Origin of the sequence: Streptomyces sp. NPDC046915, assembly GCF_040644935.1 — a bacterium.
GTDB lineage: Bacteria > Actinomycetota > Actinomycetes > Streptomycetales > Streptomycetaceae > Streptomyces.
In genome coordinates this window covers 347,785-363,356 of sequence record NZ_JBEYXB010000009.1, presented here as the reverse complement: position 1 = coordinate 363,356, position 15,572 = coordinate 347,785, and the positions used below count along the sequence as shown (strand labels likewise).

The window sequence follows — 15,572 nt, the reverse complement described above, 5'->3', positions numbered from 1 at the left end:
GCGGCTCCCGTTCCTCCTGCGGAGATTGTCCCGCCGCGGGGCCGACCCGGCATCCGCTGCCAGGTACCCCACGGGTCACCGCCGAAACGACAGTCGTCAGCGGGCGCGGGCCGCCAGCCGCTCCCGCTGCGGGAGAACCGTGTACTTGGGATCCTGCGCGGAGGCCACCCCGGCGTGGAAGACACCGAACCGCAGCGCGGCGGAACCCGTCAGCAGGGCGGCACCCGCCGCCACCGCCAGGCGCCGGTCCCGGTACCGTCCCGCGCACGCCGCCAGCGCGGCCCCGCCCGCCGTCAGCAGCTCCGCCGTCCGCAGCAGCACCAGCGCCCTGCCCTCCTCGTACGGTTCGGCCACCAGGCCCATGTGCCGCTTCATCGCCCGGAAGGCCCCCAGCTCCAGCGCGGCCCCGAGGACCGCCATGCGGCGCGCGGGCCCCGCCTGGTCCGCCGGGGAGCAGACCAGGGCCAGCCCGGCCGCCGCGCTCGCTCCGGACCCCGCGAAGACGAACGGCAGCTGCCGGAAGCCCTCGTGCCAGGACGGCACGGCGGTGTCCGCGATCAGCACGGCGGTGTACGTGACGACGGCCGGACCGAGGACGGCGGACGCCGCCGTCGCGGCGGAGCCGACGAGGCGGTAGCGGCCCGCGACATCCGTGGCCGCCGCGATCGCCGTGAGCGGCGCGTAACCGGCCAGCAGCCACGACCCCACGCTCATCGGCGAGGTGGGCTTGAGGACGCGCAGCATGTTCAGGAACCGGCCGGGCCGCCCCAGGTCATGGACGAGCGCGCCCAGCGAAAGCGTGATCGCGCCGACCGCGCCCAGCTTCGCCGGCCGGGCCAGCGCGGGCCGCCCGGTGGCCTGCGCCCCGGCGGCGAGCAGCGACGAGGAACCCGCGAGCCCGCCCAGACAGAGGTATCCGGCGATGTCGAGGGGTTTCCACGTCGGCTGGTGCAGGATCGGCCGGCCGTAGTACGACGCGAACTCCGCCTCCGGCACCATGGACTGCTCGCCGCGTCCCCGGCGCCGCCGCCGACGTGGGCCCTGGGCCCCCGGCATGGCCTCCCGCGCGGGCCGCGCCCCCTCCATGCCGCCGCGGGTGATGTCCGAACCGGTCATCGCGGCCTCCTGGCGAAGCTGACGGCGGCCATCGCCACCAGCGAGACGGCGGCCGTCGCGGCGTGCCGCCACATGGCGGGCAGGTCCCGGGTGGTGACCACCGGGTCCGGCGGCAGACCGTAGACCTCCGGCTCGTCCAGCAGCAGGAAGAACGCCCCGTCGCCGCCGACACCGTCCTGCGGGCTCTCGCCGTACAGCCGGGCGTCGGTCACCCCGGCCGCGTGCAGCTGTGCCACCCGGCCCGCCGCCCGCTCGTGCAGCTCGTCCAGCGGGCCGAACTGGATGGACTCGGTCGGGCACGCCTTGGCGCAGGCCGGTTCCATCCCTTCGCCGAGCCGGTCGTAGCACAGGGTGCACTTCCAGGCGCGTCCGTCCTCCTTCCGCTGGTCGATGACGCCGTACGGGCAGGCCGGTACGCAGTACCCGCAGCCGTTGCAGATGTCCTCCTGGACGACCACCGTCCCGAACTCGGTCCGGAACAGCGAACCGGTCGGGCACACGTCGAGACAGGCCGCGTGCGTGCAGTGCTTGCAGACGTCCGAGGACATCAGCCAGCGCAGCTCGGTCCGCCCGTCGGGGGCCACGGGGGCGATCGTCCCGGCCGGGGCTTCGAGACCGCGCGCCGCCTCGAAGACATCGACGCCCTCGGGGCCGGTGCCGGGCTCCGGTCCGGCCGGTGGCCTGCGCTGCTCGATGAAGGCCACGTGCCGCCAGGTGTCCGCGCCGAGGCCCTGGGTGTTGTCGTACGACATGCCCGTCAGCTCCAGGCCGTCCTCGGGCACGGCGTTCCACTCCTTGCAGGCCACCTCGCACGCCTTGCAGCCGATGCAGACGGAGGTGTCCGTGAAGAACCCCATGCGCGGTGGGGCGTCGGTGTACCCGGCGGCGCCGGCCACGTCCGGCTGCGGCCCGTACCACTGGTTGTCCCGGTCCATTCGACAACCTCCTCGCTCGCGACTCGTGCACGGCGAAGTCCCGCCCCTCACCCGGAGCGCTCCCTTCCGAGCCTGGCACGGGTGCCCGTCCACCGCTCGCCCGAAACGGTGCCGGAACCCGGCCGGGACCGGCGGCTCACCCCTCGTCGGGTCGCGTGGGCGTCGCGCCGGGTGCCCGTCTGGTCTACTGGGCCGGTGGCCGGGGGGAGCGGCACGTGCGGGGCGCGGTGGAAGAGGGCGGGGTGACGGGGGCTCATGAGCGGCGCGGGCAGGCCCGGGGAACGGGACGCGGGGCCGGATCCGGTCACGGTCGGGCGGGACGCGCAGATCACCGTGATCGAGTCGGCCCTGGCGGACATCGCGGTCGCCGGTACGTGGATCGTGCTGCGGGGCGATCCCGGGATGGGGAAGACCACACTGCTGAAGGCGGCCGAGGCCACGGCCCGGCGCACCGGTCCGCGCGTGCTGCGGATGACCGGCGCCGAGGCGGAGTCGGGCCTGCCGTTCGCCGCGCTGCATCAGGTGCTCTGGCCGCTGCTCGACGACACCGGGGCCCTGTCGGAGGAGCGACGGCACGCCCTGGAGAGCGCGTTGGGCGTACGGGACGGCACGCCGCCGGAGGCCCGCACGGTGGCCGGCGCCGCCCTCACCCTGCTCGCCCGGGCCGCCGCGCGCCGACCGGTCGTCGTACTCCTGGACGACCTCCAGTGGGCCGACCCGTCCAGTCTCGCCGTGTTCGACCACGTCCGGCGGCACCTGGCCCCGCTGCCCGTCGTCGTCATCGGCGCGACTCGGCCCACCGGTGCCGGTGACGGCGTTGACGGCCCGCCCGGCCGGGTGATCGACCTGATGCCCTTGGCCGAGCGGGACGCCGAGCGGCTGCTGCGCACCCTCCGCCCGGCCCTGCCCGAGGAGACACGCCGCCGGGTCCTGCGCACCGCCGGCGGCAACCCGCTCGCACTGCACGAACTGCCGGGCCCGGGGACGGCCGGGATCGCCGAACTGTTCGACGAACTGCCGCTGGGTGAACGTCTCGGGCGCCTCTACGAGGACCGGCTGCGGGCCCTTCCGGACGGCGCCCGGCACCTGCTGCTGGTGGCTGCCCTCGGCGGAGCCTTCGCCCGGCGCCTCTCGCTGCTGCGGGAGCTGACGGAACGCGACGCGCTTTCGCCCTGGGCGGAGACCTGGGCGCACATCGAGGCCTCCGGGCTGGCCCACGCCGACCCGGCCGCCGGCCGTCTGGTGTTCCACCATCCCCTGGTGCCCGCCTGCCTGCCGCACAGCGCCGCGCCGGCCGAGCGCCGCGCGGCACACCGGCTGCTCGCCGACGCCCTCCCCGCCGACGGCGCCCGGCGGATCACCCATCTGGCGGCCGCCGCCGTCGGCACCGACGGCGAACTGGCCGAGCTGCTGCACGGGGAGGCCGGCCGAAAGGCCGCCCAGGGCGCGGACACCGAGGCGGCGGCCCTGATGGCGCGGGCGGCCGGTCTGAGCCCGGACCCGGCGAGCCGGGCCTCGCGCCTCGTCGCCGCGGCCGCCATGGCCGCTCGGGGCGGACGGCCGCGCGCGGCGGCGGACCTCGCCGCCGAGGCGGAGACCGAGGCCCGCCCGGGACGGCCCGAGCCCGCCGCCGCGCACGCGTTCGCCGTCGCCTGCGCCCGCCTCCGGCTCGACGGCGACCCGACGCCCGCCCTCGAACTGCTCCCCGGCGCCCTCGATCACGCCGCCGCACCGGGAGCCGGGGAACTGAGCGCCGGGCTGCGCGAACCGATGCTGCTCCTGCTGCTCGTCGTCGCCGTCCACACCGGCGACGAGCGGGCCTGGGCCGCCGTCGAACACCACATGACGGGCACCTTCGATCCGGCGACGCTGTACTTGCGGGCCTGGTCCGGGTCGCACCGCGAGCCGTGCGGCCGCCTCGCGCGCCGCGACGTGCCCGCCGTCCAGGCCTTCGCGGACGTCCTGCGCGCGCACGACGACTTCCTGCACGGCCGCTGGGAGGCCTCGCTCACCGTCTCCCGCCAGGGTGCCGAAACCTCCGCCGCCCACGGCTACGCCTTCGACGAGATGCTGTTCCTGCTGAACGCCGCCCAGGTGCTCGCCGCCCGCGGGGACCACGCCGGTCTCGCCGCGCTGGAACCGGCCCTCGGGACCATGGCACGGGAGCGGCGGATGCGACGCGTGACCGAACGGCTGAGCGGGCTGGAGGTGCTGTGCGCGCTCGGCCACGGCCGGACCGAGGAGGCCTGGCGGTACGCGCGGCGCCTGCCCCCGCCCGGCACCGTCCCCTCCCGCACCCCCTGGTTCCACCTGTCGCTGGTCGACTGGGTACAGGCCGCCGTCGACAGCGGGCGGCCGGAGGAGGCCCGGCGGCACCTGCGGGCGGTCCGGGAATCCGGAACCGCCCGTGTCCCGGCCGACCACGGTTTCCTGGTGGCCGTCGCGGAGGCCCTCGCGGCCGCGGACGAGGACGCGGACGGGATGTTCGAGGCCGTGTACGCCCACCCGGGCGCCGGCAGCCGGCCCTTCCCGCTCGCCCGGGCCCACCTCGCGCATGGCGGACGGCTCCACCGCGGCGGCCGGCGCGAGGCCGCCGCCGGCCACTTCCGGTCCGCGCTCACCGTCTTCACCCGCCTCGGCGCCACCCCCTGGGCCGAACAGGCCGCCCGCGCCCTCGACGGGCCGGGCACGGGCAGCGGGGCACCGGACGACGCCGGCGTACCGCATCCGCTGCTGTCCGCGCGGGAACTGCGGATCGCCGAACTGGCGGCCGAGGGGCTGACCAACCGCCAGATCGGTGAGCGGCTCGGACTGTCACCGCGTACCGTCGGCGCCCACCTCTACAAGATCTTCCCCAAGCTCGGCATCACGACCCGCGGCGGAGTGGCCCGGGCCCTGACGCAGACCCGGCACCGACTCGCTCCTGAGGCAGGGCTCGGGCCAGGGCCGCCCGCGAGGTGATCCCCAGCTTCGGGAAGATGCGGTACAGGTGCGCCCCGATCGTCCGGGGCGACAGCCGCAGCTCGGCACCGACCTCCTTGTTCGTCAGCCCGGTGGCGACGAGACGGGCGATGCGCAGCTCCTGCGCCGTGAGCGGACCGGAGCCCGGCGCGCCGGTGTACCCGGAAGCGCCGAGCGCGGCCCGGCACTGTTCCTCCCAGGGACCGGCACCCAGATCCCGGAAGGCGCGGCTCGCGGCCCGCAGCCGGTCGTCCGCCTCCGCCCGCCGGCCCAGGCGGCTCAGCCGGGAGCCGTCCGCCAGCCGCAGCCGGGCCAGGTCGAACACCCACTGGCCGGCGCCCGGCACGGCGTAGGCCGCCGCGTAGGCCGCATCAGCCGTGTCGTCCTCCGCCGTGAGCGCGGTCGCCGCGGCCAGCAGGAACGCGTGGTGCGCGGAGATGGCGTCCATACGGGCCGCCCGCCCGGCCGCGACGTGCGCCAGCGCCTCGGCCCGCCGCCCGCAGCCCAGGCTCGCGGCCACGAAGTCGAAGAACGGCAGGTGGAACCAGGGCAGGCCGTGCGGCAGGTCGCCCGGGGCCATCAGACGGCGCAGCCGGGTGTACGCCTCCGTGTACCGCCCGTGGGCCAGGTCGACGAGGGCGTCGAGGTGGTCCAGACGATCCGTGACGAACCGCATCCGCGCCCCGGACGCCGCCGGCTCGATCCGCGCCCGCGCCTGAGCCAGGCCCCGCTCGTCCCCACGGCCCGCCAGGAAGTGCGCGTGATAGTGGCGGAAGAGCAGCGCGTTGGTGCGGTAGCCCAGTTCCTCCGCGGTCTCGGCCTCCCGCAGACAGTCCTGCGCCGCCTCCCAACGGCCCCGCAGGAACCCCTGGTAGCACCGCGCCTTCGCCAGGGAGCCCTGGGTGGCGTAGGCGTGCTCCCCGGCGAGGATCCGCCACAGCTCCGCGTCCGCACCGTCGACCGCGGCGGCCGTCCACAGCAGCAGCCAGGCGCCGCCCGTCTCCCGCCCGGCCGCCGACCGCGCCACCAGCGCCCGGAGTTCCGCCTCCGCCCCGTGCGCCGTGCGCGGCGGGTCCGCCCACGCGCGCAGACACAGCCGGGCGGCGGGGGAGAGGTGCTCACGGTGCCGCCGCAGCGTCTCCCACCCCCTCGCGTCACCCGTGTACACGGAGGCCAGCAGCAGCTTGAAGACCATCTGTTCCACGAGGTCGCCGAAGCCCGGGGCGCCGGGTGCGGTCAGCGCGGCCAGGGCCCGGGGCAGCAGCGAGAACGAGGAGCCGAAGTCGACATGGTGACTCTGGTCGACGTACACGACCGCGTACGCGAACAGCGGGGCGACGTCCTCGGGCACCGGTCCCCGCCGCAGCTCCCGCACCAGCCGCGCCGCGTACGCCAGCCGCCCGCCCCGGGCCGACATCACCGCCGCCCAGGTCAGCCGCCGTGCCCGGTGCGCGGGGTCCGCGCTCAGGGCCGCCGCGCGGTCCAGCAGCAGCGCGCCCTCCGCGTCGCCGCCGCGCAGCGCGATCCGGGTTCCCGCCTCCTGCAAACGCGCGGCGAGCCGTTCGTCCGGCCCCTCGGCGGCCGAGGCCTCGTGCGGCAGCCGGCGCGGATCGTCCTCGGCGAGCCGCTCGGCCAGCACCCGGTGGGCGGACCGGCGTTCCGCGTCCGAGGCGGCGGCGATCACGGCGCTGCGCACCAGCGGATGCCGGAAGACCAGCCGCCCGGTGCGGTTCAGCCGGGCCAGGCCACTGCCCTCGATGTGGCCGAGCATCCGCTCCGCACCGCCCCGGCCGCCGGGCACGGCCTCGTGGAGGACGCCGCTGCCCTCCAGCGCGCCGAGCAGCAGGACCCGCGCCGCGTCCGCGGGCAGCGAGCGCAGTCGTCGTACGTACTCCGCTTCCAGCCGCTGACCGAGCGGAAGGCGTTCCGGGAGTGGTACGACGCCCCTGCGCTGCTCGCCGGCCAACTGGCCGGGCAGCTCCGCCAGGGCCAGCGGATTGCCGGCCGCCTCGTCCATCACCCGCGCGGCCGTCGTGGCCGTCAGCCCCGGATGCAGGCGCCGCAGCAGCACGCACGACTCCTCGCGCGACAACGCCTCGACGTCCACCGGACGGACGGGCCGGCCCTCCAGCGCGCGGCCGTCGGGACGGCCGGCGCACACCATGACCGCCCGCAGGTCCGTGATCCGCTGGTGCAGGAAGAGCAGGACGGCGGCGCTGGAGGAGTCCACCCAGTGCAGGTCGTCGACGAGGATCAGCACTGGGCGGTCGCGCGCCTCCTGAGCGAGCAGGGCCAGCGCGGACGCGCCGACCATGAAACCGCCGGAGGGCAGCCCGTCCCGCAGCCCCAGCGCCCGCTCCAGCGCGTGCCGTTGCTGCCGGGGCAGCTCCCGCGAGTTCTCCAGCAGCGGCACCAGCACCTGATGCAGGACCCCGAAGGCGATGCCGGTCTCCGTCTCTTCGGCCGCCGCCCGCAGGACGGTGAAGCCCTGCTCGGCGGCACCCTCGGCCGTCCAGTCCAGCAGTGCGGTCTTCCCGATGCCGGCGTCGCCGCGCAGGACGGTCGCCGAGCCGCCCGCCCCGGCCCGCGCGCCGGCCAAGGACCGCTCCAGCACCGCCCGTTCACGGCGCCTGCCGACGAGGACGGTGTCTCCGCGTCCTCCGCGTCCTCCGCGTCCTCCGCGTCCTCGTCCCACGGTGCCCGCCCCCTCCTTCGTCCCGGCGCCATCGTGGCACCGCCGCGTTGCCCGAGCGTGCACGGTTCTTGCCCGTGCCCGCAGGGACGGCCGGACCGTCGCCTCGCCGGACCGGTGCCGCCGCAGGCTGGACGCCGTACGAACGCGTCGACCAGGGGGCCGTATGAGCCTGACACCCGCATCCGCCCGCAGCCTCGGCTTCCTGCACGTGTCCACGGTGCGGGGTACGGCACCGTCCTACGTCCACGATCCAGGCGCCGCCGCGGACCGGTCGCTCCTGCTGGGCCTGTACGCCTCCGGCCGGGCGACCCTCGTCCGCCGGGGGACCGCGGAGCCCTGCGGGCCCGACGACCTCTTCCTCTGCGACGCGGCGGAGCCCTTCGCGCTGCACGCGCCCGACGACGTCACCCTGCACCTGGTGCGGATACCGCGGTACGCCCTCACCCTCACCGACGCCCAGGCCGGTGCCCTGAGCCGCCGGGCCCCGTTCGCCGGGGGCGCGGTGGCGCCGCTGCTGGGCTCCCTGGTGCGGGAGGCCGCCGGGGCGACGGAGCCGTACTCCCCCCGGACGGCGCTCCATCTGGCGGGAACCGTCGCCGAGTTGGCCGCGCTGCTGGCCGTCGAGGACGCGGACACCGGGCCCCGGGACCGCGGCGAGGGGCGCGACAGCCTGGTCCGGCACCTGCGTGCCCACGTCGACGCGCGCCTGTGGGACCGGGAACTGACACCGGGGACCCTCGCCACGGCCCAGCACATCTCGATCCGCTACCTGCACAAGCTCTTCGAGGACCACGGCAGCACGGTGGGCCGGTGGATCCAGCACCGCCGCCTGGAGGAGGCGCGGCGCGAACTGGCCCGCCCCGGGCGGAGCGACACCACCGTCTCCGCGGTCGCCCGACGCTGGGGCTTCGCCAGCGCCACCCACTTCAGCCGCAGCTTCCGCGCCGCGTACGGCGTCTCACCCAGCGCCTGGCGCGACGCCCGGCTCGGGCCGGGCCGGGGCTCCGGGGGGACGGACGGCTGACCCGGGATGTGACGGGAGCCCGGCCGGCCGGACGTACGTCAGGAAGCCCGCGCGGACCCGGCGGTCCCGTCGGCGGCGCGGACCGCCGGGCCCGCCCCGGTCACCGGTGTGTCCGCCGGCCGGAGCCACTGCTGGGGCGCGTGCCCGTGGACGGCCTTGAAGGCGCGGCTGAAGTGCGCCGCGCTGCCGAAGCCCCAGCGGACGGCCACCACGGAGACCGACGGGCTCACCCGGCCGCGCCGGGCCAGCTCCCGCGCGCACTCCTCGACCCGGCGCCGCTGGATCAGCCGCCCCACGGTGATCCCCTCGCCCTGGAAGAGCCGGTGCAGATAGCGGACGGAGATGAGATGTGCCGCGGCGATGCGCTCCGCGGACAGTTCGGGGTCCTCCAGATGCCGGTCGATGTACTCACGGATCCCGGTGACCAGCCGGTCCCGTCCCGTCCCCGAGGGCCGCTCCTCCCGCTCGGCGAGCTCGTCGACCAAGGCCGCCACCAGCTCCGTGACGATCCCCCCGAGCCGCTCGCCCACCGCCGGCGGGATCCGCGGAGCCGACTGCTCCAGATGCGGCAGAACGGTGGCCAGCAGCGCGGCCATACCGCTCGCCGGTGTCAGGGCGCGGGCGGTCACGGACCGCAGGTGCGCCACCGGGACGTGCAGGGCGTGCACCGGCAGGCGGAGGACGAGCACCCGGGCCCGGTCCCGCTGTTCGACCGAGAAGGCCCGGCGCAGGTCGAGCAGGGCCGGCTGCCCGCTCTCGACGCAGGCGCCCCGCCCGTCCTGCGCGAGCCGCACCGTCCCGTACAGGGGGATCACCAGCGCGACGGCGTCTGCGGCGTCCCGCGCGATCGAACCCGCACCACGGGTCAGGCGCAGTGCTCCGGTCTCCCAGGCGAGCACCCGTACGTAGCCGAGGTGATGCCCCGTCACGCGGCCCCGCGCGGGCCCGTCCGGCAGGCCGTGCTCGACGACCGGCGCGAGCCAGCGCGAAACGGCGGCCGCCACCTCGCGGGACGCCCCGGTGCCCGGCGTCGCGGCCGTCTCGGATCGAGCGCTCACAAAGGCTCCCTTCAGCCGTCCGGGATCGCGGTGCGCGGGCGCGCGAGGGGGGACGGTCACCCCGGTCCACGGCCCGTGAGAACGATTCTTCGGCGGTGGCCGTGAGAAGCGGTAGGTCATATGACTGCACATCCCTGACCGGGCGCCCGAAGTGTGCACGCAGCGACACGGATGAGTACGGCGGCCCCCGCCCGCTTCCGGCGAAGCGCTCCTACGGTGGCGAGCGGCCCATGGTTCGCCCCTCAGGCAGGAGTTCCCGTGGAAGAAGAGGTGCCGGCCTTCCGGACGGTGCCCGTCCTGGAAAGACGGGCACGCGACTTCGTCGCCGCGTACACCTGCCCCACGCCGGTGACCACCGACGCGACGGCCTCCCGGGCGGGCATGGCGGCCCTGTGGAACGACGGCGGCCGTGACGAGCCCGACCTCGAGGAGGAGTGGCTGGCCCTGCCGGGCGGCGACGGCAACCGCATCCGGGTGCGGATCCTGCGCCCGGCCGGCGCCGACGAGCCGCTGCCCGTGGTGCTGTATTTGCACGGGCTGGGCTGGATGCTCACCGACGCCTACGCGCACCGGAGACTGGTCGCCGACCTCGTGCTGGGCGCGGACGCCGCGGTGGTCGTTCCCGAGTACGACATGCCGCGGGACGCCCGCCATCCGGGCGCCGTCGAGCGGGCGTACACCGTCGCCCGGTGGATCGCCCGGCACGGCGGCGAATGCGGGCTGGACGGGAGCCGGATGGCCGTCGTGGGCGTGAGCGCGGGCGCCCAGCACGCCGCCGCCCTCACCCTCGTGGCCCGGGAGCGCGGCGGGCCCGGACTGCGCCACCAGGTGCTGGTCTGCCCGGTGACCGACGCGGGCATGAACACCCCGTCCTACCGTCAGTTCGCGGACGGCTACTTCCTGGGCCGCGCCGCCATGCGCGGCTACTGGCAGCAGTACGCCCCGGACCCGCTGACCCGCACGCACGGCACGGTCTCCCCGCTGCGCGCGGCCGTCCGCCGGCTGCGGGGGCTGCCGCCGGCACTCGTCCTCACCGCGGAGGCCGATGTACTGCGCGACGAGGGCGAGGCGTACGCGGCACGGCTGAGGGAGGCGGATGTCCCGGTCGTGTCCGTCCGCTACCACGGCACGATCCACGGCTTCGTCCTGTTCGACCTGCTGCGCGGCACGCTCGCGTCCAGGGCGGCCCGCGTCCAGGTGACGGACACGCTGCACGCCGCCTTGCACGCGGCCTGAACCGGCTCGGGAAAACGCGGCCGGGTACCCCGCTCTCCCCTGCTCATGCCTGTCGTTCGGTCGGGGGCCTCCCGGAAGCGGGAACATGGCCGGAAGCTTTGTGAGGGGTCCTGCACCTGGGTTAGCCTGCGACGTATTTTCACTTCGTGGACACATCCGTGAACTGCGGAAACGCGTGCACGAACGGCCGGGCCGCAGAGCGTTCCCGGCACGGTTCCGAGCCTTCGACCGGGGGCTCTTGGGAGCGGAACGAGGGGACGCATGGCCGGCAAGGCGACCGAGGTGACCGAAACGGTCCCGGGTGACCAGGAACTGAGACGACTCCTCGCGGGTCTGACCGCCGTCCGGGACGGCGACTTCGGGACACGCCTGCCCGACGACTCCGACGGGCTCATGGGCGACATCGCCACCGTGTTCAACGGCATGGTCGACCAGTTGTCGGTGTTCACCTCCGAAGTGACCCGCGTGGCCCGGGAGGTCGGCACCGAGGGCACGCTCGGCGGCCAGGCGGAGGTACCGGGAGTCTCCGGCACCTGGGCCGACCTGACGGACTCCGTGAACGCCATGGCGGGCAACCTCACCACCCAGGTACGGGACATCGCGCAGGTGGCGACCGCCGTGGCCAAGGGCGATCTGTCGCAGAAGATCGACGTTCCCGCGCGCGGCGAGATCCTCCAGCTGAAGGAGACCGTCAACACGATGGTCGACCAGCTCTCGGCGTTCGCGGACGAGGTGACCCGGGTCGCCCGGGAGGTCGGCACCGAGGGGCGCCTGGGCGGTCAGGCGCAGGTGCCCGGGGTCGCCGGTGTGTGGCGCGACCTGACCGACTCGGTGAACTTCATGGCGGGCAACCTCACCGCCCAGGTGCGCAACGTCGCCCAGGTGACCACCGCCGTCGCCAAGGGCGATCTGTCGCAGAAGATCACCGTCGACGCGCGTGGGGAGATCCTGGAGCTGAAGAACACCATCAACACGATGGTCGACCAGCTCTCGGCGTTCGCGGACGAGGTCACCCGCGTCGCCCGCGAGGTCGGCACCGAAGGACGGCTGGGCGGCCAGGCCGACGTCAAGGGCGTCAAGGGCACGTGGCGCGACCTGACCGACTCGGTGAACTTCATGGGGGGCAACCTCACCGCTCAGGTGCGCAATGTCGCCCAGGTGGCGACCGCCGTCGCCGAGGGCGATCTGTCGCAGAAGATCACCGTCGACGCGCGTGGGGAGATCCTGGAGCTGAAGAACACCATCAACACGATGGTCGACCAGCTCTCGGCGTTCGCGGACGAGGTCACCCGGGTCGCCCGCGAGGTGGGCACGGCCGGCAACCTCGGCGGTCAGGCGACCGTGCGGGGCGTGTCCGGCACCTGGAAGGACCTCACCGACAACGTCAACGTGATGGCCTCCAACCTGACCGGTCAGGTGCGGTCCATCGCCCAGGTCGCGACGGCCGTCGCCAAGGGAGACCTCTCCCAGAAGATCACGGTCGAGGCCGAGGGCGAGGTCGCGGCGCTGGCCGACGTCATCAACACGATGGTCGACACGCTCTCCGCGTTCGCGGACGAGGTCACCCGCGTGGCCCGGGAGGTCGGCACCGAGGGACGCCTGGGCGGCCAGGCCCATGTGCCGAACGTGGCCGGCACCTGGAAGGACCTCACCGACAACGTCAACTCCATGGCCAACAACCTCACCGGCCAGGTCCGCAACATCGCGCTGGTGACCACCGCGGTGGCCCGCGGCGATCTGTCGAAGAAGATCGACGTCGACGCGCGCGGGGAGATCCTGGAGCTGAAGACGACCATCAACACGATGGTCGACCAGCTCTCCGCCTTCGCGGACGAGGTCACCCGCGTGGCCCGCGAGGTCGGCACCGAAGGACGGCTGGGCGGCCAGGCCGAGGTGGAGGGCGTGTCCGGCACCTGGAAGCGCCTCACCGAGAACGTCAACGAACTGGCCGGGAACCTGACCCGGCAGGTGCGCGCCATCGCCGAGGTGGCGAGCGCCGTCGCCGAGGGCGACCTGACCCGGTCCATCACCGTGGACGCCTCCGGGGAGGTCGCCGAACTCAAGGACAACATCAACTCGATGGTGGAGTCCCTGCGCGAGACCACCCGCGCCAACCAGGAGCAGGACTGGCTCAAGACCAACCTAGCGCGCCTGTCCGGCCTGATGCAGGGCCACCGCGACCTGCCCGTGGTCGCCGAGCTCATCATGGACGAACTGGTGCCCCTGGTGTCCGCCCAGTACGGCGCCTTCTACCTCGCCGACGACGGCGACCGCGGCCCCGAGCTGCGCCTCGTCGGCTCCTACGGCCGCCCCGAGGAGGACCCGCGGCCCACCCGTATCCCCTTCGGCCGCTCCCTGGTCGGCCAGGCGGCCCGCAGCCGCCGCACCATCGCCGTGGACGACCTGCCGCCGGGCTACGTCACGATCTCCTCCGGGCTCGGACAGGTCGAGCCGAGCGCGCTGATGCTGCTGCCCGTCGTCTTCGAGGACCAGGTGCTCGGCGTCATCGAACTGGCCTCGGTCAGCTCCTTCGCCCAGATCCACCGGGACTTCCTGGAGATGCTGATGGAGACCATCGGCGTCAACGTCAACACGATCGTGGCCAACGCCCGCACCGACGAACTGCTGGGCGAGTCCCAGCGCCTGACCTCCGAACTCCAGGCCCGCTCCGCCGAGTTGCAGGCCCGGCAGGAGGAACTCCAGAGCTCCAACGCCGAACTGGAGGACAAGGCCTCGCTGCTGGCCGAGCAGAACCGGGACATCGAGGCGAAGAACCTCCAGATCGAACAGGCACGGCAGGAACTGGAAGCCCGGGCCCAGCAGTTGTCCCTGGCCTCGAAGTACAAGTCCGAGTTCCTCGCCAACATGAGCCACGAGCTGCGGACCCCGCTCAACAGCCTGCTCGTCCTGGCCCAGCTGCTCGCCCAGAACCCCTCCCGCAACCTCACCCCGAAGCAGGTCGAGTACGCGGGCATCATCCACTCCGCGGGCTCCGACCTGCTCCAGCTGATCAACGACATCCTCGACCTGTCCAAGGTCGAGGCCGGCAAGATGGACGTGACGCCGGAGCGCGTCCCGCTGCGGCAGCTCATCGAGTACGTCGAGGCCACGTTCCGGCCGATGACGACGCAGAAGAGCCTCGACTTCACGATCACCACGGCGACCGGCGCGCCCGCCGACCTGCTCACCGACGACTCCCGGCTCCGGCAGATCCTGCGCAACCTGCTGTCCAACGCGGTGAAGTTCACCGAACAGGGCGGTGTCGAGCTGCGGATCGAACCGGCGCTGGACGACGAGATGCCCCAGGGGGTGCTGCGCAGCGCCAGCATCGTCGCCTTCCGGGTGAAGGACACCGGGATCGGCATTCCGGAGCAGCAACTGGAGACGATCTTCGGGGCCTTCCAGCAGGCGGACGGCACGACGAGCCGCAAGTACGGCGGCACGGGCCTCGGCCTGTCCATCACCCGGGAGATCGCGCACCTGCTCGGCGGCGCCGTCACCGTGGACAGCACCCCCGGCAAGGGCAGTACGTTCACCCTCTATCTGCCCGTGGCCCGGCCGGACTTCGAGGACTCGGCGCACGTCGGCCGCCCCTCGCAGAAGGCGCTGGAGACGCTCGCCTCAGAGACGACGGCCGAGCCCGGTCCCCGGGAGGGCACCGTCCGCACCGGCACGAAGCGGCGCCCGCGCCGGCTGCTGATCGTCGAGGAGCGACCGCGCGGACTGCTGACCCTCGTCGCGGAGAGCGTGGTCAGGGATCTGGCCCACGGCCGGGAGAGCGATCCCTCCCACGCACCCGTCGACATCATCACCGCCGTCGGCGCCCAGGAGGCGGCCGGCGCCCTGGCCGCCGAGCCCTGCCACTGCGTCGTCGTCGAACTCGGCACTCCCGAGGGCGAGTCGGCCCGCTTCCTGGACGCCCTCCAGGGCGACTCGGCGCTGGCGAGCGTCCCGGTCCTGGTGCACAGCGGTCACCGGGCCGGACCGGTCGGGGAGGAGGCCGCGCGCTCCGGTCCCGACGGCCGGTCACTGGAGTACCTCTACAGCCTGGACGAGCTGCGCGAGCGCATCGCCCTGCATCTGTCGGCCGAGGAGCCCGGGGAGGTGCTGACGCTGGTCCGGCCCGAGGAACCACAGGTGCCGGTGCTCGACACCACCACCGCCGCCGCGGGCCGTACCGTCCTCGTCGTCGACGACGACGCGCGCAACCTCTTCGCGCTCAGCGGGATCCTCGAACTCCAGGGATTCCGGGTCCTGCACGCGGAGAACGGCCGCAAGGGCATCGAGACACTGGTCGGGAACCCGGACATCGCCCTCGTGCTGATGGACGTGATGATGCCGGAGATGGACGGCTACACCGCCACCGCCGAGATCCGGAAGGTGCCGCGGTACGCCGAGCTGCCGATCATCGCCGTGACCGCCAAGGCGATGCCCGGCGACCGGGAGAAGAGCCTGGCCTCCGGGGCCAGTGACTACGTCACCAAGCCGGTGGACACCCAGGACCTCGTCGCCTGCGTACGACGCTGGCTCCCCGCATGACGAGGCCC

Annotated in this window: 8 protein-coding genes; 4 read left to right on the top strand and 4 right to left on the bottom strand. The window is 74.3% G+C overall.

All coding sequences use genetic code 11. The annotated features are described in order from the left end of the window. Nucleotides 1–96 precede the first annotated feature (96 nt). Together nrfD and ABZ915_RS25010 are read right to left on the bottom strand one after the other, a co-directional pair. Nucleotides 97–1,116, bottom strand: a complete 1,020-nt coding sequence (gene nrfD, locus ABZ915_RS25015; RefSeq protein WP_361807165.1) for an NrfD/PsrC family molybdoenzyme membrane anchor subunit — start codon at nucleotides 1,114–1,116, stop codon at nucleotides 97–99. Continuing rightward, nucleotides 1,113–2,051, bottom strand: a complete 939-nt coding sequence (locus ABZ915_RS25010; protein ID WP_361807163.1) for a 4Fe-4S dicluster domain-containing protein — start codon at nucleotides 2,049–2,051, stop codon at nucleotides 1,113–1,115. Before ABZ915_RS25010 ends, nrfD begins: the two co-directional genes overlap by 4 nt. Before the next feature lie 255 nt (nucleotides 2,052–2,306). Here ABZ915_RS25010 and ABZ915_RS25005 point away from each other — a divergent pair, with 255 nt between their 5' ends. Beyond that, on the top strand, nucleotides 2,307–5,012 hold the full coding sequence (locus ABZ915_RS25005; protein WP_361807160.1) for an AAA family ATPase: 2,706 nt from the start codon (nucleotides 2,307–2,309) through the stop codon (nucleotides 5,010–5,012). Here the strand turns inward: ABZ915_RS25005 and ABZ915_RS25000 are convergent. Continuing rightward, on the bottom strand, nucleotides 4,918–7,707 hold the full coding sequence (locus tag ABZ915_RS25000) for an AAA family ATPase (protein ID WP_361807157.1): 2,790 nt from the start codon (nucleotides 7,705–7,707) through the stop codon (nucleotides 4,918–4,920). The genes ABZ915_RS25005 and ABZ915_RS25000 overlap by 95 nt on opposite strands. Before the next feature lie 163 nt (nucleotides 7,708–7,870). Between ABZ915_RS25000 and ABZ915_RS24995 the strand changes: the two genes are divergently transcribed. Then, complete coding sequence (locus ABZ915_RS24995; RefSeq protein ID WP_361807154.1) at nucleotides 7,871–8,731, top strand: helix-turn-helix domain-containing protein; 861 nt, start codon at nucleotides 7,871–7,873, stop codon at nucleotides 8,729–8,731. Nucleotides 8,732–8,769: 38 nt separating this feature from the next. Here ABZ915_RS24995 and ABZ915_RS24990 read toward each other — a convergent pair whose 3' ends face one another. Next, nucleotides 8,770–9,789, bottom strand: coding sequence for a helix-turn-helix domain-containing protein (locus ABZ915_RS24990; RefSeq protein ID WP_361807151.1), 1,020 nt, complete (start codon nucleotides 9,787–9,789; stop codon nucleotides 8,770–8,772). Nucleotides 9,790–10,047: 258 nt separating this feature from the next. Between ABZ915_RS24990 and ABZ915_RS24985 the strand changes: the two genes are divergently transcribed. Both ABZ915_RS24985 and ABZ915_RS24980 read left to right on the top strand, forming a co-directional pair. Beyond that, nucleotides 10,048–11,025 carry an alpha/beta hydrolase gene (locus tag ABZ915_RS24985; RefSeq protein WP_361807149.1) on the top strand — a complete coding sequence of 326 codons (978 nt, stop codon included), beginning with the start codon at nucleotides 10,048–10,050 and terminating at the stop codon, nucleotides 11,023–11,025. A gap of 261 nt (nucleotides 11,026–11,286) precedes the next feature. After that, nucleotides 11,287–15,564 (top strand): HAMP domain-containing protein, encoded by a 4,278-nt coding sequence (locus ABZ915_RS24980; RefSeq protein WP_361807146.1) that lies wholly within the window; start codon nucleotides 11,287–11,289, stop codon nucleotides 15,562–15,564. Nucleotides 15,565–15,572 lie beyond the last annotated feature (8 nt).